28 protein-coding genes are annotated in these 25,245 nt (G+C 32.0%); 27 read left to right on the top strand and 1 reads right to left on the bottom strand.

The window, feature by feature from the left end:
• Positions 1 to 46: 46 nt before the first annotated feature.
• From KPL54_RS04010 to KPL54_RS03990, 5 genes are all read left to right on the top strand, one after another.
• Positions 47 to 382 (top strand): hypothetical protein, encoded by a 336-nt coding sequence (locus tag KPL54_RS04010; protein WP_216104958.1) that lies wholly within the window; start codon positions 47 to 49, stop codon positions 380 to 382.
• A gap of 337 nt (positions 383 to 719) precedes the next feature.
• Entirely contained in the window at positions 720 to 2,105 is a 1,386-nt protein-coding gene (locus KPL54_RS04005) for a flagellin N-terminal helical domain-containing protein (protein WP_216104956.1), read from the top strand.
• A gap of 94 nt (positions 2,106 to 2,199) precedes the next feature.
• The gene (gene fliB / locus KPL54_RS04000; protein WP_216104954.1) at positions 2,200 to 3,441 is read left to right on the top strand and encodes a flagellin lysine-N-methylase; all 1,242 of its coding nucleotides are present in this window, start codon (positions 2,200 to 2,202) and stop codon (positions 3,439 to 3,441) included.
• 245 nt (positions 3,442 to 3,686) lie between these two features.
• Entirely contained in the window at positions 3,687 to 4,127 is a 441-nt protein-coding gene (locus KPL54_RS03995) for a YjfB family protein (RefSeq protein WP_216104952.1), read from the top strand.
• A gap of 364 nt (positions 4,128 to 4,491) precedes the next feature.
• Positions 4,492 to 5,313, top strand: a complete 822-nt coding sequence (locus tag KPL54_RS03990) for a flagellin (RefSeq protein WP_216104950.1) — start codon at positions 4,492 to 4,494, stop codon at positions 5,311 to 5,313.
• 454 nt (positions 5,314 to 5,767) lie between these two features.
• Here KPL54_RS03990 and KPL54_RS03985 read toward each other — a convergent pair whose 3' ends face one another.
• Entirely contained in the window at positions 5,768 to 6,580 is an 813-nt protein-coding gene (locus KPL54_RS03985; protein ID WP_216104948.1) for a flagellin N-terminal helical domain-containing protein, read from the bottom strand.
• 202 nt (positions 6,581 to 6,782) lie between these two features.
• Here KPL54_RS03985 and KPL54_RS26430 point away from each other — a divergent pair, with 202 nt between their 5' ends.
• The 22 genes from KPL54_RS26430 (at position 6,783) to KPL54_RS03880 (ending at position 25,240) form a co-directional block, all read left to right on the top strand.
• Complete coding sequence (locus KPL54_RS26430; RefSeq protein ID WP_268037634.1) at positions 6,783 to 6,905, top strand: hypothetical protein; 123 nt, start codon at positions 6,783 to 6,785, stop codon at positions 6,903 to 6,905.
• A 295-nt stretch (positions 6,906 to 7,200) separates the two neighbouring features.
• Complete coding sequence (locus KPL54_RS03980; RefSeq protein WP_216104946.1) at positions 7,201 to 7,542, top strand: hypothetical protein; 342 nt, start codon at positions 7,201 to 7,203, stop codon at positions 7,540 to 7,542.
• 151 nt (positions 7,543 to 7,693) lie between these two features.
• Complete coding sequence (locus tag KPL54_RS03975; protein ID WP_216104944.1) at positions 7,694 to 8,557, top strand: flagellin N-terminal helical domain-containing protein; 864 nt, start codon at positions 7,694 to 7,696, stop codon at positions 8,555 to 8,557.
• 170 nt (positions 8,558 to 8,727) lie between these two features.
• Entirely contained in the window at positions 8,728 to 10,809 is a 2,082-nt protein-coding gene (locus tag KPL54_RS03970; protein ID WP_216104943.1) for a hypothetical protein, read from the top strand.
• 109 nt (positions 10,810 to 10,918) lie between these two features.
• Positions 10,919 to 11,200, top strand: a complete 282-nt coding sequence (locus tag KPL54_RS03965; RefSeq protein ID WP_216104941.1) for a hypothetical protein — start codon at positions 10,919 to 10,921, stop codon at positions 11,198 to 11,200.
• A 509-nt stretch (positions 11,201 to 11,709) separates the two neighbouring features.
• Complete coding sequence (locus KPL54_RS03960) at positions 11,710 to 11,967, top strand: hypothetical protein (protein ID WP_216104939.1); 258 nt, start codon at positions 11,710 to 11,712, stop codon at positions 11,965 to 11,967.
• Positions 11,942 to 12,142, top strand: a complete 201-nt coding sequence (locus KPL54_RS03955) for a hypothetical protein (protein WP_216104937.1) — start codon at positions 11,942 to 11,944, stop codon at positions 12,140 to 12,142. The genes KPL54_RS03960 and KPL54_RS03955 overlap by 26 nt, the downstream gene beginning before the upstream one ends.
• Before the next feature lie 181 nt (positions 12,143 to 12,323).
• Complete coding sequence (locus KPL54_RS03950; RefSeq protein ID WP_216104935.1) at positions 12,324 to 13,199, top strand: Rpn family recombination-promoting nuclease/putative transposase; 876 nt, start codon at positions 12,324 to 12,326, stop codon at positions 13,197 to 13,199.
• Positions 13,200 to 13,428: 229 nt separating this feature from the next.
• On the top strand, positions 13,429 to 13,974 hold the full coding sequence (locus KPL54_RS03945) for a transposase (protein WP_216104933.1): 546 nt from the start codon (positions 13,429 to 13,431) through the stop codon (positions 13,972 to 13,974).
• Positions 13,975 to 14,590: 616 nt separating this feature from the next.
• On the top strand, positions 14,591 to 14,995 hold the full coding sequence (flgB, locus tag KPL54_RS03940; RefSeq protein WP_375372977.1) for a flagellar basal body rod protein FlgB: 405 nt from the start codon (positions 14,591 to 14,593) through the stop codon (positions 14,993 to 14,995).
• Positions 14,996 to 14,999: 4 nt separating this feature from the next.
• Positions 15,000 to 15,434: a flagellar basal body rod protein FlgC gene (gene flgC, locus KPL54_RS03935; RefSeq protein ID WP_216104931.1), complete on the top strand. Its 435-nt coding sequence runs from the start codon at positions 15,000 to 15,002 to the stop codon at positions 15,432 to 15,434.
• A gap of 12 nt (positions 15,435 to 15,446) precedes the next feature.
• Positions 15,447 to 15,752 (top strand): flagellar hook-basal body complex protein FliE, encoded by a 306-nt coding sequence (gene fliE / locus KPL54_RS03930; protein WP_171296798.1) that lies wholly within the window; start codon positions 15,447 to 15,449, stop codon positions 15,750 to 15,752.
• Between the two features lie 15 nt (positions 15,753 to 15,767).
• Positions 15,768 to 17,324: a flagellar basal-body MS-ring/collar protein FliF gene (gene fliF, locus KPL54_RS03925; protein ID WP_216104929.1), complete on the top strand. Its 1,557-nt coding sequence runs from the start codon at positions 15,768 to 15,770 to the stop codon at positions 17,322 to 17,324.
• 6 nt (positions 17,325 to 17,330) lie between these two features.
• A complete protein-coding gene (gene fliG / locus KPL54_RS03920; protein WP_216104927.1) occupies positions 17,331 to 18,344 on the top strand; it encodes a flagellar motor switch protein FliG in 1,014 nt (337 codons plus the stop codon).
• Positions 18,334 to 19,080 (top strand): FliH/SctL family protein, encoded by a 747-nt coding sequence (locus KPL54_RS03915; RefSeq protein ID WP_216104925.1) that lies wholly within the window; start codon positions 18,334 to 18,336, stop codon positions 19,078 to 19,080. The genes fliG and KPL54_RS03915 overlap by 11 nt, the downstream gene beginning before the upstream one ends.
• Before the next feature lie 17 nt (positions 19,081 to 19,097).
• Positions 19,098 to 20,405, top strand: a complete 1,308-nt coding sequence (gene fliI, locus KPL54_RS03910; protein WP_216104923.1) for a flagellar protein export ATPase FliI — start codon at positions 19,098 to 19,100, stop codon at positions 20,403 to 20,405.
• 49 nt (positions 20,406 to 20,454) lie between these two features.
• A complete protein-coding gene (gene fliJ / locus KPL54_RS03905) occupies positions 20,455 to 20,907 on the top strand; it encodes a flagellar export protein FliJ (RefSeq protein WP_216104921.1) in 453 nt (150 codons plus the stop codon).
• Positions 20,908 to 20,963: 56 nt separating this feature from the next.
• A complete protein-coding gene (locus KPL54_RS26705; protein ID WP_216104918.1) occupies positions 20,964 to 22,760 on the top strand; it encodes a flagellar hook-length control protein FliK in 1,797 nt (598 codons plus the stop codon).
• Positions 22,761 to 22,801: 41 nt separating this feature from the next.
• Positions 22,802 to 23,488, top strand: a complete 687-nt coding sequence (locus KPL54_RS03895) for a flagellar hook capping FlgD N-terminal domain-containing protein (RefSeq protein ID WP_216104916.1) — start codon at positions 22,802 to 22,804, stop codon at positions 23,486 to 23,488.
• Positions 23,489 to 23,521: 33 nt separating this feature from the next.
• On the top strand, positions 23,522 to 23,944 hold the full coding sequence (locus KPL54_RS03890; protein WP_216104914.1) for a TIGR02530 family flagellar biosynthesis protein: 423 nt from the start codon (positions 23,522 to 23,524) through the stop codon (positions 23,942 to 23,944).
• Between the two features lie 75 nt (positions 23,945 to 24,019).
• Positions 24,020 to 25,021 carry a flagellar hook-basal body complex protein gene (locus KPL54_RS03885; protein ID WP_216104912.1) on the top strand — a complete coding sequence of 334 codons (1,002 nt, stop codon included), beginning with the start codon at positions 24,020 to 24,022 and terminating at the stop codon, positions 25,019 to 25,021.
• A 27-nt stretch (positions 25,022 to 25,048) separates the two neighbouring features.
• Positions 25,049 to 25,240 carry a flagellar FlbD family protein gene (locus tag KPL54_RS03880; RefSeq protein WP_216104905.1) on the top strand — a complete coding sequence of 64 codons (192 nt, stop codon included), beginning with the start codon at positions 25,049 to 25,051 and terminating at the stop codon, positions 25,238 to 25,240.
• Positions 25,241 to 25,245 lie beyond the last annotated feature (5 nt).

The raw sequence follows: 25,245 nt of genomic DNA, 5'->3' as shown, positions 1-25,245 counted from the left end.
GAACTGCTAATTGTAAATTTTTATTTAATATAAAGCAGGTGAAAAATTGAACTTAGAAGAAAATTTTATTGAATATAAAGATATTACTTTGAATATTATTGAAATAGTCAAAACAGAGGAATATGAAAAGCTAGATGAAATATTTCAAAAAAGGCAACTGATTTTAGATGATATAAGTGTGATTAAGTGTTCCAAAGAAGAACTTAATAAGTTGTATATGCAATATGAACTTAAAAGTTTAGATGCAAAGTTAGCTTTTGAAATTAAAGTTCGAGAAAAAGAATTATTGAAAAAAATAGAGGGAAACAAGAAAAAACAAGCAGGATTAGCGGGTTACAATAATATTTCATCCAAGGCTGTATTCTTGAGTAAAACAATTTAAAAATATATTTTTAAAAAAGTATAAAGTTATTATTTTGTTTAACGATATAAATAGTAGAAGCAAAAACAAATAAGTATTCTTTAATAAATAGGTATTCTTTAATAAATAATTAAATGAGGTTAGAAGGTAACCTAACTTGCTGAAAATCAACTTGATGTTTACAATGCTCTGAAAGCCTTGATATCGCAAGATGATGAAGTTCAACAAAGAAGTAACATGATGACAAGCTAAAAGTAATAGTTCAACAATCTAGTTAGTATAGCTCAGAGCGAGCTTAACTATAAATAACCAATAGAGGACAAGGATGTCCTACTAAAAATTCAAGGAGGAATTTATTATGATAATCAATCACAACTTAGGTGGAATGAACGCTACAAGAAACATGGGGATAAACTCAAGTAATGCTTCAAAATCAATGGAAAAACTTTCATCAGGTCTTAGAATTAACAAAGCAGGAGACGATGCAGCAGGTCTTGCTATATCTGAGAAAATGAGAGGACAAATCAGAGGATTAGATCAAGCTTCATCTAATGCTCAAGATGGTATTTCAATGATAGGAACTGGAGAAGGTGCATTAAATGAAACTACTTCAATTCTTCAAAGAATGAGAGAACTTGCAGTTCAAGGTTCTAATGATACTAATACAACTGAGGATAGAACACAAATCCAAAAGGAAATGAATCAGTTGACTTCAGAAGTAACTAGAATTGGTGCTAACACTGAATTCAATGGTCAAAAATTGCTTAATGGTACTGCTGGTGTAACAAAGGCAGGCGTAACAACAACTACTTCAGCAATAACAGCAGTAACAGCAGTAGATGCAGTAGTCGGAGTGACAGGAGTGGCAGCAGTTGCAGGCGTTACTACAGCAGCAGCAGTTGGAACTACCGATATTGTTGTTGATGGAGTTACTTTAACTTATAATGCAACTGGTGGTGGCGTTACAAATTTTAAAGATGCTACTGAATTATTAACTTTAATTAATACAAACACACCAGCATTAAGCGGAAAGTATACTGCTACTACTAGTGGTACAGACTTAGTATTAACACAAAAGGCAACTAAAGAATCTCCAACGGCTCCAGTTATTACAGGTGCTGGAGCGGTTACTACAGGCACAGCTGGAGTAACTGCAGTAACTGCAGTAACTGCTGCAGCAGCAGTAGTTGGAGTTGATGGAGCATTAGCAGGTACAGCTACAACTGGAGCAACATCATCATTTACATTCCAGATTGGTGCAAATCAATCTCAACAGTTTACTGCTACTATTAGCGATATGCGTTCTGCTTCTTTAGGAATAGCAGGAACTGCAGGAGCTACAGCAGCAGGAGTTGCAAGTACAGCAGTTGCTGGTGCATCATTCGTAGCTACTGGAGATGTATCTAATAACTTATCAGATACTACAACTACAACTGAGCATGCACTTGATATATCCACATCTTCAAAAGCTACAGCTGCAATTAAAGTTCTTGATGCAGCTACAGCATCAGTATCAGGTGAGAGAGCAAAACTTGGTGCTTATTCAAATAGATTAGAGCATACAATAGCTAATCTTGGAACATCAAGCGAAAACTTGACATCAGCTGAATCAAGAATTAGAGACGTAGATATGGCTAAAGAAATGTCTACATTCTCAAAGAACAATATTCTTAATCAGGCTGCTCAAGCAATGCTTGTTCAAGCTAATCAACAACCACAACAAGTTCTTGCATTATTAAGATAATTGAAGAATTTGTAATAGTAACATTAAGGAGTCAGGGTGAAAACTCTGGCTCCTTAAATAATTAGTAAAAAATTTTCTGCAAGGGGGCTTTCTAGTGAAAAAAAGAGTATTTTTAAATCCGCAATATGTTAAATATTTTCAGTGTATAAGTCATGAATGTGAAGATAACTGCTGTTATGGTTGGAGGGTAAGTATTGATGAGAACACATATAAGAAGTATAGAAAGGTTTCAGATAAAATATTCAAACCATTGCTTGATAAAAATGTAACTAGGAACCGTTCTAATCATTCATGTGAATATTATGCAAAAATAAATATGGGTGAGAACGGCTATTGTCCCTTTTTCGAGGAAGATAAACTATGTGGTATTCATAAAAAACTAGGAGCAGAATTTCTATCCAATGTGTGTATGGTATACCCAAGGGTTACAAATGTAGTTAATGGGGTATATGAAAAGTCAGTAACCCTTTCCTGTCCAGAAGGAGCAAGATTAGTTTTATTAAATCCTAATATCATGGAGTTTGACGAAATTAAAGAATTTACAGAGGAACAGCACAATATAGCTTATAGAATAGACACTGAAAGTATTCAAATTTCTAATAATTTAAAGAAATATTTTTGGTTACTTAGAATTTTTAGCATAACTCTCCTTCAAAATAGAAAATATTCACTTGCAGATAGAATGATTATTTTAGGACTATGTATGAAAAAGGTACAGGAATATTCGGACAATAATAGAGTTCATGAAATACCTGCACTTATTGAAGAATATAATCAGATAATTGAAAACGAAAACTTAAAAGAATCTCTCGGAAATATCTCTGCAAATTTAACAATCCAGATGGAACTTATGAAAGAATTTAATGACCAAAGGTTTTCAATAGCATATCCTCAAAACAGTAAGTCTTATGTAGACTGTGTTGCTGAATGTTTAAAAGGAATAGAATATACTGCTGAAGCTAAAGTAGAAGAGGTAGGAGAAAGATATAAAGAGGCGTATTTAAAATATTATGAGCCTTTTGTGAGTGATCACGAATATATTTTTGAAAATTTTCTCGTAAATAATGTGTTTAAAAAAATGTTTCCGATATCATCAAAAGATGGAGTCTTTGATGACTATATAAAGTTGGTGATACATTACTCACTCATTAAAACGCTTCTAATTGGCATGTCTGCTTATAATAAAAAGTTGGATGAAGAATTAATTGTCAGACTTGTCTATTCCTTTTCAAGGGCTATAGAACATAATATAATATTTTTTGATGATACATTTAAGATGTTTAAAGAAAACGGATATAATACAATGGCATATATGACAATTTTAATAAGGAATTAACAAATAGTGATATTTTTTATTAACAGTCAGATATTTTTGTTTACTATATCCTATAAAACTGAGTATGGATGGTGATTACCATGCATGTAGGTGAACCATCAATTGTAATAAGTAAGATAAAGTACACCAAACATATGGAATATCAGTAATGAAAATTGATCTGGATGCTTGAAGAACAAATAAATAGGTTTATCCAACTAGAGATAACTGTGACCTGAGAAAAATAGTAGATAGGAGGTAAACGTATGGATATAGGGGCATTATCAATGATAACAAGTCAATCAAAGTTACTACAAGGTGCTGGTTTAGCAGTAATGGAGACAGCTATGGATACAGGGAAAGAAAATGGTAATCGCAAAATTGATACAGTACATAATGCTGCAATAGACCCGAATATCGGACAGAATTTAGATGTAGTTGCAGGTGTGCAAAAAGATAAGAATGAAGCAGCAAATAAACAGCTGCAACAGGAACTGAAATGGGCTAAGGACAAACAAAAGATGCTTAACGTCAAAGAAGTAAAGCTTCTACAGATGAGAGAAATAGCGGAACAAGGTAAGCAGCTTACTAGTCTTAACCCAAAAGAACAAAACAGACTAAATGATAGGCTAGACACTTTAGCAGCACAGATTAGCGCAATTGATAGCGATAGCAAAAGAACTAAAGATGGAAGAAAATTAGAATGAGCATCAGTGGCTATATAATTAGCTGCTGATGCTTATTTTGTTGTAACGGATAGTTCTTCAACTACAACGATTGACTATTCTACATGAATGAATATATGAATTGCTTAGAAAAGTATTTTTTGTATTTTTTATAGATAGTTTATCTGACTTTTATAAGTTTCATGGATTTTAAGAAAACTAGGTTAGAATATATTTTATATTTAGTAAAGTTATGGGAAAAGTAATCGATAAATAATTGAATACATAATTAGTTTTATATGTTTTGAGTAAAGGGAAGCAAAATTACCTATTGCGTAGTTTGATAATGCTCACATAGTAGAAATCAATATACGTATATTCGATAATTACGATAGGAGGTTATTTCATGAGAGTACAGGGTTATAATATTACAAGTTCTTTAAATTCACTATCTAAGAACATAAAAAATTCATCAGAGTCAATTGGAAAAGTTTCTACAGGAAAAAGCATGAATAAGGCTGCTGATAATGCAGCTGGATTATGTATCTCTGAAAGCTTTAAAGCTCAAGTTAGGGGGCTATCACAAGCTGAAAGAAATATCCAGGATGGTGTCTCCATGCTTCAAGTTGCAGATGGAGCTATGGGTGAAATAACAGATTGTTTACATAGGATGAAAGAGATATCTGTGAAGGCATCCAATGAAACATTAACAAATAAAGATAAGGAAATGGTGGATTCAGAATTTCAACAGTTAAAAAAGGGTATAGATGATATTGCGAGTAATACTGAATTTAATACCATTAAGCTATTAAAGGACAATAAAGGTGTAGCTATACAAACAAAAGATAGGCCGTACACAACTTATATGATTAATTTATTTGATGTAAGTACAAGTAGCATTGGCATATCAGATGCTTCGGTTTCGAATCATGAAAATGCACAGGATTCTATATCTAAGATTGATAATGCATTAGAAAAGATTACATCATATAGGGTATCAGTAGGTGCGGATTCCAATGGTCTTCAACATGCTTATAATGATACAAGCAATTCAAATGACAACTTAACAGTTTCCTTATCTAGAATAGAAGATATAGATATGGCAACTTCTTTTATGAAGCTTACAAAGAATAATGTTATTACTCAATATAGTGAGATGATTGCTACATCATTAAGACAAAATGCAGAAAGCGCAAATTCATTATTAAATAAATGGTTAAACGCATAACTTATATTCATAAAATACTTTTTGAGGGTGAGTAAACTTATGGATATAAATGTCTTCTTGGTAACATTCTCTTCATGTGACACTTGCATTGAACTTTTTAAATAAGATAAACGTTCATCATTTTGCAATAGACATTGGTGTAGGACAGCATTTGGATGTTTGGGCATAGCAACTTGATGGATGAGAAGGAATAACTTGAATTAATTTCCAATTATAAAGAGGATTTGATTCAAAAGGTTAAACCCACTGAAAGTATTGATGTACATTATTTTAGTGGGTTTTATTTATACCTAATATCTGGTGGTTTATGTCGAAAGAGAAAGAGAAAGATAAAATATTTTTACTATTTAAAAATGATTATATCAATACTAAAAGTATATAATTTTGATTCTTGCTTTATCTATATTTAGGGTTACATAAAAAAGAAGTACTAAACATACAATATTAATTAAACTCATTTCAATAATTGTAATACGCTTTGTGCCTGTTGATTAGCTTGTGATAACATAGCCTCAGCTACTTGAAATAAAATACTGTTTTTTGCATATTCCATCATTTCCTTTGCAATATCTGTATCTCTTATTCTAGATTCTGCAGACTGTAGATTTTCAGCAGCAATATCATTTATTGATATTACATGTTCTAATCTATTTGCATATGCGCCTAAGCTTCCTCTAAAAGAAGAAGTCTTTTTAACTGCTTCCTGTAACCGTTCTATTGATTTAGAAGCGTTTTCCCGCGTTGATATATTAATATCATCTAAATTTAATGCACTTCCAGTCATAGATTCTAATTTTATAGTCATTGTCTGGCCTGTATTAGCACCTATTTGTAGTATAATTTCATTATCATCTTTACCAAGTAATGGTTTAGTATTAAATTCGGTTTGGTTTGCACTTCTTGAAATTTCTTCTTTTAATTGCTCAAACTCTTTATTTGTTTGAAATCTATCATCATCAGAGAGGGTACCATTAGCTGCTTGAACAGCTAATTCGCTCATTCTTTGAAGCATAGAGTGTGTTTCATTTAGTGCTCCTTCAGCTGTTTGAAGTAATGAAATGCCATCCTCAGCATTTCTAGAGGCCTGCCCTAAACCTCTGATTTGACTTCTCATCTTTTCAGAAATAGCAAGACCAGCGGGATCATCTGCCGCTCTATTTATTCTTAAACCTGAAGATAATCTTTCCATAGACCTACCCATTTTATGTTGAAGAATAGACATTTGTCTACAGGCAAACATTGCATTAATATTATGGCCAATTATCATAATAAATACCTCCTTGGAATTTTTATAATGTTGGCGGGACGCCTATGATTATTATCCTTTCACAATAAATATATCGTTACATATATTTAAAACTTTATACTCGAAATAACATTAAAGTAAAATTTAGCAAGTTAACACAGGGTACGCCAAGAAAGTAGGCACTAGGCCACAAGAGAATGCTGAAACTAATAGCCACGAAAATTTGAAGCATGAAGTTTTCGAAATTAAAGGTGAAGTTAAGAGTATAAGAAAAGACATGAGTAGTGTGGAAATTATTACAGTAAATAACTGGTCAGATATTGCAAAACTAAAGGCTATAAAATAATATGTATAAGTTAAGCAATGGTTTTTAATTTTAGGGCAAAGAATATTTATAGAAATTTATATAAAGTTATTAACTCTTTAAACGAAGTATTAAGTGAAACACTAAACAAATTAAAAAATTTTTTTATAACATTATTATTTAATATATGCATAATTTATCATAGATGATTAATAAAACTATCCAATTTTATACGGAATTAAGAAGATAGGTTTTTTAATCACCTATTTCTATTAACTGGCTAGGAAACGAAAGGTTATAGAAAATAAATACTTTAAAACGAGAGAGGTGATGCTATGTGAGTATCGATAATCAAGTTTCAATTGGAGTAGAATCAATACAAAAAATTATTAAAGAACTAGATGAAATAAGTGTACTTTGTTCTGAGCCGTATTTAAAAATTAAAATTGACGAACTTCAGAATTTTGTATCTAGTTTTATTATTTTAGAGAGCAAATCTTCTGTTGAAGATAAAATATTTGAAAAAATGGTAGAAGTTAAGAACTCTAGTCCAGAGCTTCATTTGAAGTTGTATATGTTATATAGGAATCTTGTGTGTGGTAGAATATCAAAAGAAGATGCTTTAATTTCTTTTGAAAGTTCTTTAAGCTTGTTTCCACCAGATGTGATGGTATATTAGTCTTATATAAATTACAATGAAAACCAAACAATATAATAATGAAAATAGTTTAATAATAAAATAGTAGTGTAATAAAATTTCTAAAGTAAAATATAGTTTCTCCGATATATTAAATAGATAGTAATTAAAAAACTTTAATGGAGTTGATTTTATGAGAATAAATAAGAATATAGCATCTTTAAATATATATAGAGAATACAGTAAAAATCTTATTAAACAGAATTCATCATTAGGACGAATATCATCTGGTGTTAAAATAAATAGTGCAAAAGAAGACCCGAATGGACTTGCTCAAAGTGAGAGATTTAGAATGCAGATAAGAGGACTACAAATGGCAGCGAATAATACTCAAGATGGTGTTAGTATGCTTCAAACAGCAGAAGGTGGTCTTGAAGGTATTACTAGCAGTCTACAGAGAGTTAGAGAATTATTATTACAAGCTGGAGGGACTACAACTGATTCAGATAAAGCGAATATTCAAAGTGAAATTAACCAAATGGTGGATGGAGCAAATGACATGGCGAATAATACTGAGTTTAATGGAGTTAAGCTTTTAAATGTTGCTGACCCAGATAATCCAGGTCACGTTGATCCAGTTGTTATTGGAAAGACAACTGGTAATATAGAAATGGTTACTGGTGTCAATGTAGGAGAAAAAATTAAAATACCAAAATATGATTTAACTAAAGATGGACTAGGTCTTAAAAATATAAATGCGTCTAATACGGATGAATCATTAAAATCTATAGACAATGCGCTTAAGGTTATTGTTGATGCAAGAAGTAAATTTGGAGCCCTAGAGAATAGATTTCAAAGTAGTTATGATTCTATAACAGAGATAACAGATAAAACACAAGAAGCTGAAAGTGGTATAAGAGATACGGATATGGCTACAGAAATAATGGAATATTCTAAGTATAATATTCTTGCAGAAGCTGGGAATGCAATGATGGTTCAATCAAATCAATTACCACAAAATGCATTGAAGATATTGGAGAATGTTAGAAGTAGGTAACGAAATCAGTTGAGAAATTTATGAAAGTTTACTTCGGAGGTTAGCAATGATATAGATGAAAGGATGACCTCTTGGTGGTCCTTTATTTTTGTTTAATACTTTGAAAATGTCTTAGATATGTAGAATATTTATGAGTTAATTTTAAATAGTGGGAAGAGGGGATAAATGTGATGAAGAAATTATTATCAAAAGTACTAAGCGTAATAGTATTTCTATCAGTGGTTTTACCATCATCAAGTATAGCTTTTGCAGCAAAATTGTCTAATCCACTTGTTGATACAAATATAACTATAACAAATAATGCAGGAGCCCCCGATATTTTAAATGTAACGGGCCTAGCAAAAGGTGATATTGTAAATGTATATTCAGCTACTACAGATAAAAAATCTATAGGGACAGGAACAGCAAAGGTTACTGGGGATGTGAAAATAAGTATAAAACAACTTGGAAGTTCGGCCGGAAATGTTTACGTATCTGTTAAAAGTACAGGATTTCTCGAGAGCAATAAAATTAATAAATCATATGATGCAGAAGTAAAATCAATACCACTAGATCCAAGGGGGATAGTAGTAACAAATAATGCAGCTGGAACAAAAGATACAGTAGTGGTTCCAGGTTTAGCTATAGGGGATATAATAAAAGTATATTCAACATCAACGGCTGAAGTTCTACTTGGAACAGCAACTGCAAAAATAGATGGAGATTTAACAGTAAGTATTGATCAAATTGGAGCAGAAGCCGGAAAGGTATATGTATCTGTTACAAGTAAAACATTACTGGAAAGTGATACAACATCATTTGTAGCATATCCCGCAGAAGTAAAATCAATACCATTAGATCCAAAGAGTATAGTAGTAACAAACAATGCAGCTGGAACAAAAGATACAGTAGTGGTTCCAAGTTTAGCTATAGGAGATATAATAAAAGTATATTCAACATCAACGGATGGAGTTTTACTTGGAACAGCAACTGCAAAAGCAGATGGAGATTTAACAGTTAGTATTCCACAAATTGGATCAGAAGCTGGAAATGTATACGTAACAGTGACAAGTAAAACATTGACTGAAAGTGATAGAACAACAGCTGTAGCATACGATGCAGAAGAAAAATCAACACCACTTGATCCAGCAGCTATAGTAGTAACAAATAATGCAGTTGGAACATCAGACACAGTAGTGGTTAAAAAATTAGCTATAGGGGATATAGTAAATGTATATTCCACTTTAGTAGCCGGAGATATTCTTGGAACTGCAACTGCAAAAGTAGCTGGAGATTTAACGGTAAATATCGAACAAATTGGAGCAGAGAGCGGAAATGTATATGTAACAGTAACAAGTAAAGCATTGCTTGAAAGTGATAGAACAAAAGCAATAGCATATGCTGCAGAAGCGAAATCGACACCATTAGATCAAACTCAAATAGTAGTAACAAATAATGCAGTTGGAACACCAGATACTGTGGTGGTTCAAAACTTATATATAGGGGATATAGTAAAAGTATATTCAGCAGCAATTGGTGGAGTCATAATAGGAACCTCAACTGCAACAGCGTCGGGATTAACAGTAAGTATAAAACAAATTGGAGTAGCCAGCGGAAATGTATATGTATCAGTAATAAGAAAAGCATTTCTTGAAAGTGATAGAACATCAGCAGCATATACTGCAGAAGCAAAATCAATACCATTATATCAAAGTGATATAGTAGTATCAAACAATGCAGCTGGAACAGCAGATACTGTAGTGGTTAGAGATTTAGCTATAGGAGATATAGTAAAAGTATATTCATCAGCAACAAGTGGAATCGTAATAGGAACGGCAACTGAAAAAGCAGTAGGAGATTTAACAATAAGTATAAAACAAATTGGAGCAACTGGTGGGAATATATATGTATCAGTAACAAGAGAATCATTACTTGAAAGTGATAGGACATCAGGGGTATCTTATGATTCAGAAGCAAAGTCAGCACCACTATATGATAGAAATATAGTAGCAATAAATAATTCAGATGGAGTATTAGACAGGGTACTTATCCAAAACTTAGCTATAGGGGATATAGTAAAAGTATATTCAACTGAAAAAGGTGGAGTTTTAATAGGAACAGGAACAGCAATAAAAGCAAAGACAACAACAGTTAGAGTAGATTTAATTGTAAGCATAACACAAACTAAAGCAGCGAGTAGGGATATATATGTATCGGTTACAAGGAAGAAATTTCTAGAAAGCGATAGAACATTAGCAATAAAATCTATTTAGTAAACCCCAGGGGTGTATTTAACAAAATGATTCGATAAAACACTATTTATGATTTTAACCTTAGCTTTAATATGATATAATAATAGCAAAAGATTTAGGTGGTGAATTTATGGAGAAGGAAATATTAGATATTCTAAAAGAAATGCAAAGTGATATGAAATCAATGCAAGATGATGTGAAATCAATTAAGATGGCACAGGAAGAGCATACTCAAATATTGAGAGCTTTAGAGCACAAAACGGATGTTATATCAGCAGAGCAGGAAAATTTAAAGCATGAAGTTTTCGAAATTAAAGGTGAAGTTAAGAGCATGAGGAAAGACATGAGTAGTGTGGAAATTATAACGGCAAATAATTGGGCAGATATTGCAAAACTAAAGGCTGTAAAATAGTAGGATTAGGAATGTCAATTCTGGAAATGTAAAATTAAAAGGATAATAAGTAAACATCAATGGCTAGTTAATTAGCTAATGGTGTTTTTTGCTTTAGTCAAACCCCTGGGGTGTAAAATTTGGAATTGATTTAATTAAACTTGAAGTAGAAGCGTTAGCTTCCGCTGTAGCAAAAAAATTTGCATTAATAACAGAAAAGTTAGGGTAAATTCTTTAACGACATACACTAACAAATAGAAAACTCCAGTGGGAGAATAACAATTGAGAATTGTTATCTATTCCAGAGAACTGCAAAGGGGTAAATCTCCTTCAGAAGTTGTCAATGCATCTTCTTCGAAGCTGTTGCAGCTACGCAGGAGATAATTTAATGATGAGCTCTTCTCGTAAAAAAGTTAGCAGGATTGAATTAGTGTATTCTGTGAACTATAGGTTTATTAAAGACCTGAATGAATATGATAACTCACTTATTCCGGAAGAGTGTCTAACATATCTTGAGAAAGGCAATAAAAATGAAATACGTTTTATCTATTGATCATTTTAATGAAAGTTGTTCTATCCGTTCATTAGTAAATGCGATTAAAAGTGATGATAAATCACAATTATTAGAATTGTTGTATATGTTTGATAGTAATATCGTTGGCATTGAAATGTTACCGGGTAAAGGCATGGCATTATTGCTAGAAGACTCTCAGGAAATAAAGCTTTTAAAGTTATTATTGAAAATGATGGTGACTTACGCTAATGGAAAATTATCTATTCATTGTTGAAGGAGTACAAGATATTGCTTTCTTGGGGAAAATGCTTAATTTGCAAGAACCCCAGGGTGTAAATTTAGTGCTATCAGTGGCTATAGAATTAGCTACTGGTGCTTATTTTGTTAGAAATATAATTATATTGGACATCTATATAATAATTATTATAAGTCAACAAGTGATTAGATAAATAGTGCATAAGGCAATAAAAGAGGATATAATAGAAGAAGAAGTTATGTATGTTTGATGTATTAAATGAGTCCATCATCTAAAGAAATAATAAATAAATTAAATAACTAATAAGATAAATGAGTTTAAAAATAAATTGTTAGATACACTATAATAAATAATAGTATAGAGGATGTGATAAAATGATTAGGGGAAAAGGAAAATTAATAGAAGATAATTTCATAATGTCTCCAAAATATGATTTTGTGTTTAAGTATATTTTTGGAAATGAAAAACATAAAGACCTTCTAATAGCACTGTTAAGTGATGTGTTAGGTGTTCCAGAAGAAAATTTTGATGGAATAGAAATAATAAATAGTGAATTAATAAAAGAATTCAAGGAAGATAAAAAAGGGATATTAGATGTAAGGGTAAGAACAAAGGAAGGAAAGCAAATAGATGTTGAAATACAAATATTGCCTACTGATTACATGGCAGAGCGTACCATTTTTTACTGGAGCAAGATGTATACAAGTCAAATAAAACCAGGAGATACTTATGATAAGTTAAAAAAATGTGTTACTATAAATATTGTAGACTTTAAGTGTACTCCGTTAAAGAAACTCTATTCTAGCTATCACTTGACAGAAGATAAAACAGGGTATAGATTAACAGATATAATTGAGGTGCATTTTTTAGAAATACCAAAATTATTTGATGAAGATATTGAGAAAGATGAAAACGATCCAATAGTTCAGTGGATGGAATTCTTAGATGCAAAATCGAAGGGAGCGATGGAAATGTTAGCTGAGAAAAATAAAGACATAAAGAAAGCCTATGGATTATTGCAAACAATAAGTAAGGATAAAAAGGCAAGAATGTTATATGAATCAAGGCAAGCAGAAATTAGCGACCAACTTACTAGGATAAAGTCAGCAGAAGAAAAAGGGGAAAGTAGAAAAGCATTAGAAGATGCCATTAATTTTCTTAAACTTGGAATAAGTGAAGAAATAGTAGCCAAGGGAACAGGCATACCAATAGAGAAAATAATTGAAATAAAAAAGAATATCTTGCAGTGAAAGTTTAAATTAAGTAAATAAAAAATATGTTGAGCAAAAAGCATAGGAAAAGACATGAGTAGTGTAAAAATATTAGAATGAGCATCAGTAGCTAAAGTAGTAGCTATTGGTGTTCTTTATGTTTAAAAGTGAGAGGTGGGGAAGAAAAAAGATTTGATATACCCCCTGGGGTGTAAATATTTGTGAATTTGGCAATAATTAATAATACTCAAATAAGTGGAGGTTAATTATGCCAACTATAAAAAGAAAATGGTATCCGGGTGCAAGCTATCATGTTACTGCAAGAGGCAATCATAGAAATGATATTTTTAAAGATAAAGAGGATTTTTTGCATTACTTAACATTGACGAAAGAAACGTTGGATTACTATATGTATGACAAATATGAGGTAATAAGTTATTGTTTAATGGATAATCATGTGCATATATTAATTAGAACTGAAGAAAAGCCTTTAGGACAATTTATAGGAAGAATACATAGTAAATATGCGAAGTACTATAATAAAAAATATAACTATATTGGGCATTTATTTCAAGATAGATATTACTCTGAACTTATAGAAACAGATGCTCAAATGCTTGAAGCAAGTAGATATGTACATTTAAACCCAGTGAGAGCTAAAATGGTTAAAAAGCCTGAGAGCTATGAATGGAGCAGCTATTTTAGCTATATGAGTGATGGAAAAGAAGAGTTTGTTTGTAGCGATAGGATATTATCTTGCTTTAAAGACAATAACAGAGAATTATATAAAAATTATGTGGAGTCTGGAACTTAGCACCCCAGGGGTGAAAAAGAAAAAAAGATGGCAATATGCAAAATTACGGTTCACTAAGGGCTGTAATTTTTTTTGCGTTTTTCAAGTACCCCAGGGGTGTAACTTTTACCATTCAGACCAGAGGGGTGTAACTCTTAAAAATTTATTTCACAATTTTGCAACTTAAACTCGAAAAATGCGTATTTAGTATTGAGTATTAATTTATATTAAGGATGAAGATTATATTTTTAACATAAAAGCATAAATATGACAATAAAAGCACCAATATCATATTTATTTATTAATTATACTAATTAATACATACACAAATTACAACAATAATGTATAATATAATAATAATATGTAATCAAATTATAATTTAGAAAAACATACCAAGTGATAATTATAAACCTTAAAATAAGTATTTAGACAGTAAAATGAAGTAGCTTAGAATTTAAAATTAATTTTGGTAAAATTAATTTTAAAAAAATATTCACTAAAATGAGCAAATAGTATATAATAATACTTGAGAAGTGGAATATATTATCTTTAAAAACATATTACGACAATTTATGCGGTACATTAAATTGAAATTACATATTTTATATCTAAATCTAAATTAAGGGGGATGATGATTTTGAATATAATTGGAAGTTCTACAAATGGAGATACATATAGTTTACTTAAAAAAAGTATGGATGCCTCCGCGTTAAGAAGTAAAGTAAGTGCAAATAACATTGCAAATATTAATACAAAAAACTACAAAGGGCTTTACGTTACATTTGAGGAAACATTAAAGGATAATATGGCTGCAGATACAATGAAAACCGATAATAGTAAAGATATTCAAGCAGGTAATAGTAATGGAGAAATTAAAGTAAACAGAGATGAGAGTACTAGCGCGAGGCAGGATGGTAATAACGTAGATATAGATCTTGAGATGACTAATCAAGCAGCGAATACTTTAATGTATGCTGCTCTTGTTAGTCAAGTTAACAGTAAGATTTCACTTACCAGTTATGTTATAGGAGGAGGCAAATAGTATTATGAATGACGCATTTATGGGGATGAGGATAAGTTCTAGTGGACTTGTAGCGGAAAGATTAAGGATGGATACAATATCATCTAATGTTGCGAATGCAACTACTACTAGAGGCGAAAACGGAAAGCCGTACATAAGAAAGATGGCTGTGTTTCAAGAAAACTTACAACAAGAATTAGATAAAGCTACGGGTACATATAAAACAAGCTTTAAAGGGGTTAAGGCTGTGGGCATAGAAAATGATCCGTCTGCTTTAAGACGTGTCTATGACCCATCACATCCAGATGCTGATAAAGACGGGTATGTGAGTATGCCTAACGTAAATATTTTGAATGAAATGGCAGATATGATTGCATCTACAAGAGCATATGAGGCAAATGTAAGTTCTATAACTGCTCAGAAAAGTATGTTTTCTAAAGCGTTAGAAATAGGTAAATAGGAGAGTGTTTTTATGAACATTAATGCAAGTGCAAATGTAAGCAATACAGCGGTTCTTAATGATGTTAAAACGGATGCTGTAAATACTGAAAATTCTGGTACTAGTTTCTTGGATACATTAAAAGAAAAATTAGATGGAGTTAACGATAAACAAATTGAATCTGATGATCTTACTCAAAAGTTTATAAAGGGTGATGAAACAGATGTACAGAAGGTAATGTTATCTACAGCAGAAGCTAAACTGTCTTTAGAAACCGCTGTACAAATTAGAAATAAACTTGTAGATGCCTATGATGTATTTAATAGGATGCAGATATAGGAAGGGAGCTAGAATATGAGCAAGCTACTTGAAGTGAGAAATAAGTTCTCGCAAAGTTGGGGTAACTTAAGCAGAAATAAAAAAATAGCTTATAGCATACTTGTGGGAGTAATATTAATAGCAATTATCTCTTTTATAGTAGCATCATCGCAAACTAAATATGCTGTGTTATATTCAAATTTGTCAACAGAAGATTCGGGGACAATTGTTACACAGTTAAAAACTGATAAAGTTAGCTATAAGGTAAGTGGAACTAGTATATTAGTACCTAAAGATCAGATTGATAGCCTTAGGATGACGCTTGCGTCAGAGGTTAAACTTACGGATGGAAGTAAGGGATTTGAGCTTTTTGATACGAGTAAAATGGCACCTACAGATACAGAAACTAAAATTATGTATCAAAGGGCATTATCTGGTGAGATTGAAAGAGCTATAAAGTCTTTCCCAGAAGTAGAAGGAGCTAAGGTTAATTTGGTTATGCCAGAAAGCACTGCTTTTGTTAAAGAAACCGATCCTGCTACAGCATCGGTTGTATTAAAACTTAAATCAGGAACTAAACTTACTAATGAACAGGTAAAAGCAATAGTTTCATTATTAACGGGAGCTGTGCAGAATCTTCCAAAGGAAAATGTGAGCATAGTCTCCGATGACTTTAAACTTCTAACTGAAGGGTTATACGACAAGGAAAAGAAGTCGTTAACCAACTCTACAGATGATCAACAAGCCTTACAGGCACAAATTGAGAAGAATATGGAAGAGAAGATAATGAAGGTACTTGAGCCTGTATATAAAGATGGAGTGAAGGTATCTGTTAATTCAGAGCTCGATTTTGATGCGCTTACAAGAAAATCCACAACATATGGTAAAACGGGAACAGTCGTAAGTTCACATGATACGGAGACATGGAACGGAGGCACTAGTACTGGTTTATCAACTAGTCCAGTGGATAATGCGACGCAAAATACATCGCCAACGACTAATAAAGATGGAAACATTGTAAACAAAGATGGTACAAAAAATTATGATGTGTCACAAACAGTTGACAATGTAGTAAAGTCACCTGGTGCAATTAAGAAACTTACTACTTCGGTAGTACTTGATGGCAATTTGGATGCAGCTACTAAGACTTCTGTAAACAATTTAGTTGCACAAGCTATTGGATACTCTGGAGCTAGAGGAGACACTATAAGTATAGAAGGTTTGTACTTTAATACAGCTGCTAAAAAAGCTGCTCAGCAAGCACTGCTTGATATAGCAAATGCAGATAAGGCGGCAGCGTCTAAAATATTATATACTCGTATTGCAATAGGAGCTTTAGCTATTCTGATATTAGTTATAGTGATATTTGTAATTCGTAGGTCAAGAAAGAAGGAAGAAATAACTACAGAGAGTATTGACATGATGATTGGAGATGAAATTCCTCCAAAGCAGGAAGAAATTTTTCCACCTATTGAATTTGAATCTAAGGATAAAAAATCTAGTATGGAGAATCAAGTTAAAAAATATGCTGCAGATAAACCAGAACAAGTTGCAGATATAATTAAGTCTTGGCTGACAGAAGATGAGAGGTGATAAGTAGTGGCTAAAGGTGAAAAACTTTCGGGAATTCAAAAAGCAGCTATATTATTTATAACTTTAGGGCCGGACGCATCATCGGGTATAATAAAAAAATTGCCAGAAAAAGATATACAAAAAATAACTTATGAGATTGCAAATATTACTTCAGTTAAATCAGAACTTAGGAAGTCAATTTTAGAGGAATTTATGGAAATGAATAAAGCTAAGGATTTTCTTTTAGAAGGTGGAATTGAATATGCAAAGAATTTGTTATCAAAGGCATTGGGTTCGCAAAGAGCAAAGGAAATTTTAGACAAAGTTATGGAAGAAACTCAACAATATAGACCATTTGCCATAGCAAGGAAGGCAGATGCTCATCAACTTCTAAATGTTATAGCAAATGAGCATCCCCAAACAATAGCACTTATTATGTGTTATATGCAGTCGGATAAGGCTGCTCAGATAATGGCAGAGTTACCACTTGATTTACAAAGTGAAGTATCTTATAGAATTGCAACTATGAGTAGTATTTCGCCTATGGTTATAAAAGAAATTGAAAAAGTTTTAAATGGTAAACTATCTTCTGTAATTAGAACAGATAGTGCTGTAATTGGTGGAATAGAATCTCTAGTTGAAATTCTAAACCAAGTTGATAGAACTACAGAAAAGAATATCACAGAGGGTCTTGAGAGAGAAGATGCAGAACTTGCAGAAAAGATTAAAGAATCTATGTTTGTATTTGAGGATATTATTACATTGGATGATGTTTCAATACAAAGAACATTAAGAGAAATAGATACTAAGGATTTATCTCTTGCATTAAAAGGATGTTCAGAAGAAGTTGCAAACACTATATTCAAGAATCAATCTAAGAGAGCAGCAGCATCTTTGAAAGAAGATATGGAATTCCTTGGACCAGTAAGACTTATGGATGTAGAGAAAGCACAACAAAAAATTGTTGGCATTTTGAGACGTTTAGATGAGGCTGGAGAAATTGTTCTTTCAAGAGGCGGTGAGGAATCGATTGTCATTTAATGTGATAAAAAATTCAAATGTCATAAAGCAGGGTGAGGAAGAAATAAGCACTCATTTAAGTGCAAAACCTTTGCCAAAAATTATGGATGAGCAGCAAGTTATAAAAAATGATAATATGGAAAGTTATGAAACACTTGCTGGCAATATATTACAAAATGCAAGACACGAAAGTGAGAAAATACTTTCAAAATCAGTCATTGATGCTGCAGAGGCGAAAATTGGAGCAGTTAAAGAAGGGCTTGAACAAGGAAATAAAGAAGGTTATGAAAATGGGTATAATGAAGCAATTAGCGGCGCAACGCAGGAGGCAAATGAAGTACGAGCACAAGCAGATGATATGTTAAAGCTTTCAAAATCTAAGTATGATGAATTCTTGATAGAGAAAGAAAAGCATATAAAAGACCTAATTGTAAGTATAGCTGAGAATATATTAAAAAAAGAAGTAAAAGAGCCAGATGCAATAAATGAGATGATTTTTAGTACTCTACAAGCTGAAAGAAATATAAAATTATATATTATAAAAACTAATAACACTCATTTTGATACTGTAAAAGGTCAAGTTGAAAATTGGAAAGGTAAACTTGCATTTCAAGGTGATATATTTGTAATAGAGGATAATTTCCTAGAGGATGGAACTGCTGTAATAGAAAAAGAAACAGGGAAAAGTATTGTGAGTATAGCTTATGGTATAGAAAAAATAGTTGAAATGTTTAAGGAAGAGCAATTACAAGTATAAAGAGGGTGAATGATTTTATGGTATCTCTAAATTTTGAGTATTTAATGAAAAAGATTCCTGATATTAACTACACTTACTGCGAGGGTGTGGTGAAAAATGTTATAGGACTTACAATTGAGGTACAGGGAATAACAGCATTTGTAGGTGAAGTATGTAATATTTATAATATATCAAACGAAGAGATACCCTGCGAAGTTGTTGGTTTTCGTGAGAAGGACGTAATACTCATGCCACTTGGGGAACTCGTAGGTATATCACCAGGATGCCGAGTAGTACCAACTGGAAGCCCACTTAGTGTTAAATGTTCAGATGAATTGTTTGGAAAGGTTCTTGATGGGCTAGGAAATCCATTAAATGGTGATGAGATTACTAAATACACAGCATATTCTTTAAATACGTCTCCTCCAGATCCTTTAAAGAGACGTAGAATAAAAGAAATTCTGCCCACTGGAGTTAGGGCAATTGATGGTTTCTTAACTTGTGGAGAAGGTCAAAGGGTTGGTATATTTGCAGGTAGTGGAGTAGGTAAAAGTACAACTCTTGGAATGCTTGCAAGAGGGGCAAAAGCAGATGTAAATGTTATTGCACTTATTGGTGAAAGAGGGCGTGAAGTTCGTGATTTCCTAGAAAAAGATTTAGGAATCGAGGGAATGAAAAAATCAATAATAGTATGTGCAACCTCTGATAAAGCAGCCCTTGTAAGATTAAAAGGTGCATTTACAGCGACTGCTATTGCAGAATACTTTAGGGATCAAGGTAAAAAAGTAATTCTAATGATGGATTCAGTAACAAGGTTTGCTATGGCGCAAAGGGAAATTGGACTAGCTATTGGGGAACCGCCAGCAAGTAAAGGATATACTCCATCAGTATTTGCAATGTTACCTAAGCTAATGGAACGCAGTGGAATGTCTGATAAAGGATCTATTACAGCTTTTTATACAGTGCTTGTAGATGGTGATGATTTTAATGAGCCAATAGCAGATGCAGTGCGTGGAATACTTGATGGTCACATAGTTTTATCAAGAGCGCTTGCTGGTAAAAATCATTACCCTGCCATTGATGTTCTAAATAGCGTTAGTAGGTTGATGTCTGAAATCACTACGCCTGAGCATAAAAAGGCCGCGTCCATTGCAAGAGATTTAATGGCAACTTATAAAGATTCTGAAGATTTAATAAATATTGGGGCTTATGTAAAGGGCAGTAGTGAAAAAATTGATAATGCAATTAAGTATAATGATAGTATAGAGGCTTTTTTAAAGCAGGATACAAATGAAAATACAGACATTAATGTTAGTTTAGGTGTACTCCAAAATATGTTTGAATAGATGTTTCAAGTGAATCTCTTGGGGATGTTTTTATGGGAGGAGTTTTTATATGAGCGGAGCGTACAAGTTCAGACTTCAAAAACTTCTCGATATTAGACAAGATTTTGAAGATAAAAGTAAACTTGAATTTAAAGAAGCGCAAAGAGAAAAAAATATGGTAGAAAAAGAGCTGAATAGTCTAAAAGAAAATTATTCGGCTCATAGGAATATTGATGCTTATGAATCAATTATACAGCAGAAAATTAAGCAGAATTATTTAAATGCTTTGAATTATTCAATAGATAAAAATACTATAATACTTGAGGATAAAGGGAAGATATTAGAGCAAAAAAGAGATAAATTGAAGTTATGTCAAGTTGAAAAAAAGACTGTTGAAATTTTGAAAGAAAAGCAGAAGATTTCATTTTTAAAAGAACAAAATTTAATAGAGCAAAAAAATAATGATGAATTTGCACTTTTTGCTTTTATTAGAAATAATAAAAAGATTCATGGAAATAAATAGACTTATATGTTAATGGTTATTTATTTCCATATGTGTTATTAAAGGAGGTGAGAAAAGTGAATGTAAATAATAATGTAATAAATTATAATAATGCTCCTACTAAAGTTGATACGCCAAAACAACCAGCTAGAAAAGAAGAATTTAAAAAAGCCTTAGATGACCAAACACTAAAATCTAAGAGCTTTTCAAATGATGATGTTAAAAAAACAAATTACAAAGAAGAAAATTTGGACGAAACAAAGATAAAAAATTCAGATGAAACAAATAACCAAAATCAGAAGGATAATGTTGAAAAGAGTCAGGTAGAAGAGACCAGTATTCCACTAAGTCAAAATGATGAAAAATCGCCAAAAGATTTAGTAGATGATGCTAGTAATAATATAAACAATGATTTAAAGAAAATTGTTGCTATATTAAAGCAAAACATTAAGAAAGCGTCAGGAGAACCTGTAAGCACAGAGATAAGTAACGCTATAGAAGAATCAATTAATGATTTGAATCAAAACATTGAGAAACTGCCAAAAGATTTGGTAAGCGAGGCTGACAATGAAACAATTAATGGTTTAAAAAAACTTGTTGATTTATTAAAACAAAACATTAAGAAGCTATCAGGCGAACCTGTTAGTACAGAGATAAATAACAGTATAGAAGAATCAATTAAAATGCTAAATCAAAATATTGAGAAACTGCCAAAAGAGTTGCTGGGTGATGGTGATAATAAAATAATAAGTGGTTTAAAAAAACTGGTGGATTTGTTAAAGCAAAATCTTAAGAAAACATCAGGAGAATCAGCAAGTACCGAAAAAACAACTGATCAAATGGCGCAAATCCAGCAGTTATTACAATCTCTAACTGTTATGATTCAAAGTACTGATAAAACTACAACTACTAAAACTTCAGGAACTGAACTTAATTCTATTAATTTAGAAGAATTAGTAGGTACAAAAAAATTGACACCTGAAACAAAGACTACGTTGAAGAACAATCTTAGTGAAATATTATCATTACTAGAAAACCCAAAAGGAAATACAAAAATGTCTTCCGAAATGCTTGGTATGCTTCAAAAGCTAACTACGCAGGTTAAGGATATAAAATCAGATTTGAATTTATTAAAAGTACCTACTCCTGAAATTGGCAACGATAATAGTGATGAAAAATCATTAAAAGACAATTTAATAAAAATGTTGAAGTCGCAAAACACAAAGTTAACTTCTGAAAATATTTCTAAAAATCAAAATCAGAGTTCAAGTGATAACAAAAAAGACAATAAATCTTCTGGTAATAGCTCTTTTGAGGAAAAATTTCTTAATAAGTTGCTAAGTGGAGATAAGGACGATGTGAAAATATCAAAAGCAGTTAATTTTATGAATCAATTTCAAACTGTGAAAACTTCAGATGCATCCAAGGTACTAAGTGCAAATTTAGTAGTTGATAAAAATAATTTTCAAGCTGATGTAATTAAATCTGTAAAATTCATGGAAATTAATAATATAAAGGATTTAACAGTGAAAATGAATCCTAGAGAACTTGGAGAAATTACAATAAAACTTACTATGGAAAGTGGAATTATGAAGGCTAGTATATTGGCTCAAAATAAGGAAACTTATAACTTGTTAAATAGTAATGCTTCGGACATTCAAGATAGATTGAAAAATATGGACATTAAAATTCAAAGCTTAGATATAAACGTATATGAGGATTCAACCTTTTTTAACAAGAACTCTAGTGGAAACAATAACAATAATAATGGAAAACAAGATAACAACTCAAAAACTAATGTGGATATAGATGATGATGTTGATATAAGTAGTAACTATGTTATAGAAGATAATCAAGTAAATAAGTTTGTTTAGTTATGCATAGATAAAAATCAATATTTAAGAGGTGATATAAAATGGCAACTGATGTTACAACAACTTCAAATGAAGCACTAAAAAATTTAAGCACAGCGCAAACAAGTTCAGCAAGGGCAACAACTCGTGGAACTGCAATTGTAAAGAAAGGCGCAGTAATGGATCAAAATTCTTTCCTTAAAATACTTTCGGCAGAACTTAGTAACCAAGATCCGACGGCTGCTAAAGATGGTACAGAATTTGTAGCTCAAATGGCACAATTTGCGGCACTAGAACAAATGTCAAATTTAAATAGCAATGTGACTTTTGCAAATCAAACTTCACTAGTGGGTAAGATGGTAGCTTTTGATAGTTATAATGATAAAGGAGTTCAATACGGGGGGACTGTTCAAGCTGTTTATAAGGAGGCAGGTAAAACTTACATGGCGGTGCAATTGACAGATGGCACTACAAAAAATTTCCCTGCTGACACTTTATCGGATGTTATAGATGTATCAAACGCTACATCAGATTATTTAAATAACAATACAGCATTTTCAGCTGCTATAAATTTAATGGGTAAACAAGTTACAACAAGAGCGATAGGTGATACTAAAGTAGCTTATACAGGAACTGTTAAAAGTGTGGCTAAAACTACAACAGGAATTAATTTAACTATTTCTTATCAAGAGAATAGTAAGGATGTCACTAAGGATATAAGTTATGATGACATTTCAAAAGTAGGATAAAAAAGTAATTAAGATAGTAAGGTGAGGTTCAATATGTCTTATAGAGTAGTAAATGGGAAACTATATTCAACAGCAGACTTTACTGGGTATTCAAATGTTGCTTTACAAAATAAAAGTACTATAGTTAACAAAAATGATAGCAGTTTAAGTAAAGATAAAAGTACATTTAATAACATTTTAGATAAACAGATAAAAAAAGAAGAATGTTTCACAATATCGTCTCATGCAGCACAAAGGCTTGATAGTAGAAATATAAACTTAGATGATGCTGATAGGAAGAAGATTAATGAAGGTATAAATATGGCAGATAGTAAAGGTTCTAAACAATCCTTAATACTATATAAAGATATGGCTTTGATTACAAGTATTAAAAATAGAACTGTAATTACAGCAATGGATAAAAATCAAAGCACAGGAAATGTAATAACAAATATAGATAGTGTAGTTATGATATAAGCTGGACCTTATAGGGAGCTTAACTTTGTGGAATGACGGAAGCAAAGTGATTACTAAAAAAATGGAGGTAATATTATGTTAAGATCATTATATGCAGGAATAAGTGGAATGAAAGCAAATCAGACTAAATTAGATATTATAGCAAATAACATAGCTAACTGTGGAACTACAGCTTTTAAAAGCTCGAGAGTTAGATTTCAAGATATGGTAAGTCAAAGTATGTCTGATGCATCTTCATCATCAACAAATACGGGTGGAGTTAATGGAAAGCAGATAGGACTAGGAGTGCAAATTGCAGGAATAGATACTATGGTAGGACAAGGCATGATGCAGCCAACTTCTAGAAATTTAGATGTTGCTATGGATGGAGAAGGTTATTTAATAGTTGCTACTGGAGCTATTGGAGGGAGTGTATCATTGGATACCGATCATAAAATTGATGCAACTAAACCTAGTGGATTTGATATTTCTTACACAAGAGATGGAGCTTTAACACTAGATGATGCAGGTCATTTATTAACATCAGATGGGCTTAGGGTTATGGGTTACTCTGTAGGTGGTAGCTTAACTAACGGAACTGATGGTAAAACTACCACAAAGTTTGTAAATGCAAATGATAAAACAACTCTACCAAAAGCAGATGAGGGTCTTATAGCATTATCAATACCAGACACAATAGGGGAAGGTGATGATGCAAAAAAGGTGAAATCTTTTTCAATAGAAAAGGATGGAACTATTAAAGCTACGTTAGAGGGTGATGGTGTAACTGTAATTGGACAGATTGCTATGGCATCCTTTAATAATCCAGCAGGATTAAGTAAGGTTGGTAAAAATTTATATACAAGTACTTCTAACTCGGGACAAGCGGTGGTTAGATCAGGATTAGCAGCTGATGCTACTAATGACAACAGCAAAGCCTACGGCAGTATGCTTTCTGGAATGCTTGAAATGTCAAATGTTGATTTAGCTGAGCAGTTTACAGATATGATTGTTGCAAGTAGAGCATTCCAGGCAATGGGTAAGACTATTACCACAGGAGATGAAATACTACAGGATATAATAGGTCTAAAGAGATAGAATAAGTAAAGTATCATAGGAGGGCCCATGATAAAACTTACAGGCTTAAATAATAAAGAATTTGTTTTAAATGCAGAGGTTATAGAAAAGATTGAAATAATGCCAGAAACATTAATAACCTTAACAAATGGAAAAAAGTATATTGTGATTGAAAGTACAGATGAGGTAATTGAAGAGGTAATAAAGTATAAGAATAGGATATTTACTGGCAAGTTTTAGGAGGC

The sequence above is a fragment of the Clostridium estertheticum genome (assembly GCF_018861295.1).
Lineage (GTDB): Bacteria > Bacillota > Clostridia > Clostridiales > Clostridiaceae > Clostridium_AD > Clostridium_AD estertheticum_D.
Note: the sequence above shows the minus strand (reverse complement) of the source record. Positions and strands in the feature narration are given on the sequence as shown.

Excerpts from the sequence above, each read along its gene's own strand:
- KPL54_RS04005 (WP_216104956.1), top strand. The coding sequence starts at position 720 with ATGATAATCAATCACAACTTAGGTGGAATGAACGCTACAAGAAACATG.
- KPL54_RS03995 (WP_216104952.1), top strand. The coding sequence starts at position 3,687 with ATGGATATAGGGGCATTATCAATGATAACAAGTCAATCAAAGTTACTA.
- KPL54_RS03990 (WP_216104950.1), top strand. The coding sequence starts at position 4,492 with ATGAGAGTACAGGGTTATAATATTACAAGTTCTTTAAATTCACTATCT.
- KPL54_RS03985 (WP_216104948.1), bottom strand. The coding sequence starts at position 6,580 with ATGATAATTGGCCATAATATTAATGCAATGTTTGCCTGTAGACAAATG.
- KPL54_RS03975 (WP_216104944.1), top strand. The coding sequence starts at position 7,694 with ATGAGAATAAATAAGAATATAGCATCTTTAAATATATATAGAGAATAC.
- KPL54_RS03970 (WP_216104943.1), top strand. The coding sequence starts at position 8,728 with ATGAAGAAATTATTATCAAAAGTACTAAGCGTAATAGTATTTCTATCA.
- KPL54_RS03965 (WP_216104941.1), top strand. The coding sequence starts at position 10,919 with ATGGAGAAGGAAATATTAGATATTCTAAAAGAAATGCAAAGTGATATG.
- KPL54_RS03960 (WP_216104939.1), top strand. The coding sequence starts at position 11,710 with ATGAAATACGTTTTATCTATTGATCATTTTAATGAAAGTTGTTCTATC.
- KPL54_RS03955 (WP_216104937.1), top strand. The coding sequence starts at position 11,942 with ATGGAAAATTATCTATTCATTGTTGAAGGAGTACAAGATATTGCTTTC.
- KPL54_RS03950 (WP_216104935.1), top strand. The coding sequence starts at position 12,324 with ATGATTAGGGGAAAAGGAAAATTAATAGAAGATAATTTCATAATGTCT.
- KPL54_RS03945 (WP_216104933.1), top strand. The coding sequence starts at position 13,429 with ATGCCAACTATAAAAAGAAAATGGTATCCGGGTGCAAGCTATCATGTT.
- flgC (WP_216104931.1), top strand. The coding sequence starts at position 15,000 with ATGAATGACGCATTTATGGGGATGAGGATAAGTTCTAGTGGACTTGTA.
- fliE (WP_171296798.1), top strand. The coding sequence starts at position 15,447 with ATGAACATTAATGCAAGTGCAAATGTAAGCAATACAGCGGTTCTTAAT.
- fliF (WP_216104929.1), top strand. The coding sequence starts at position 15,768 with ATGAGCAAGCTACTTGAAGTGAGAAATAAGTTCTCGCAAAGTTGGGGT.
- fliI (WP_216104923.1), top strand. The coding sequence starts at position 19,098 with ATGGTATCTCTAAATTTTGAGTATTTAATGAAAAAGATTCCTGATATT.
- fliJ (WP_216104921.1), top strand. The coding sequence starts at position 20,455 with ATGAGCGGAGCGTACAAGTTCAGACTTCAAAAACTTCTCGATATTAGA.
- KPL54_RS03895 (WP_216104916.1), top strand. The coding sequence starts at position 22,802 with ATGGCAACTGATGTTACAACAACTTCAAATGAAGCACTAAAAAATTTA.
- KPL54_RS03890 (WP_216104914.1), top strand. The coding sequence starts at position 23,522 with ATGTCTTATAGAGTAGTAAATGGGAAACTATATTCAACAGCAGACTTT.
- KPL54_RS03885 (WP_216104912.1), top strand. The coding sequence starts at position 24,020 with ATGTTAAGATCATTATATGCAGGAATAAGTGGAATGAAAGCAAATCAG.
- KPL54_RS03880 (WP_216104905.1), top strand. The coding sequence starts at position 25,049 with ATGATAAAACTTACAGGCTTAAATAATAAAGAATTTGTTTTAAATGCA.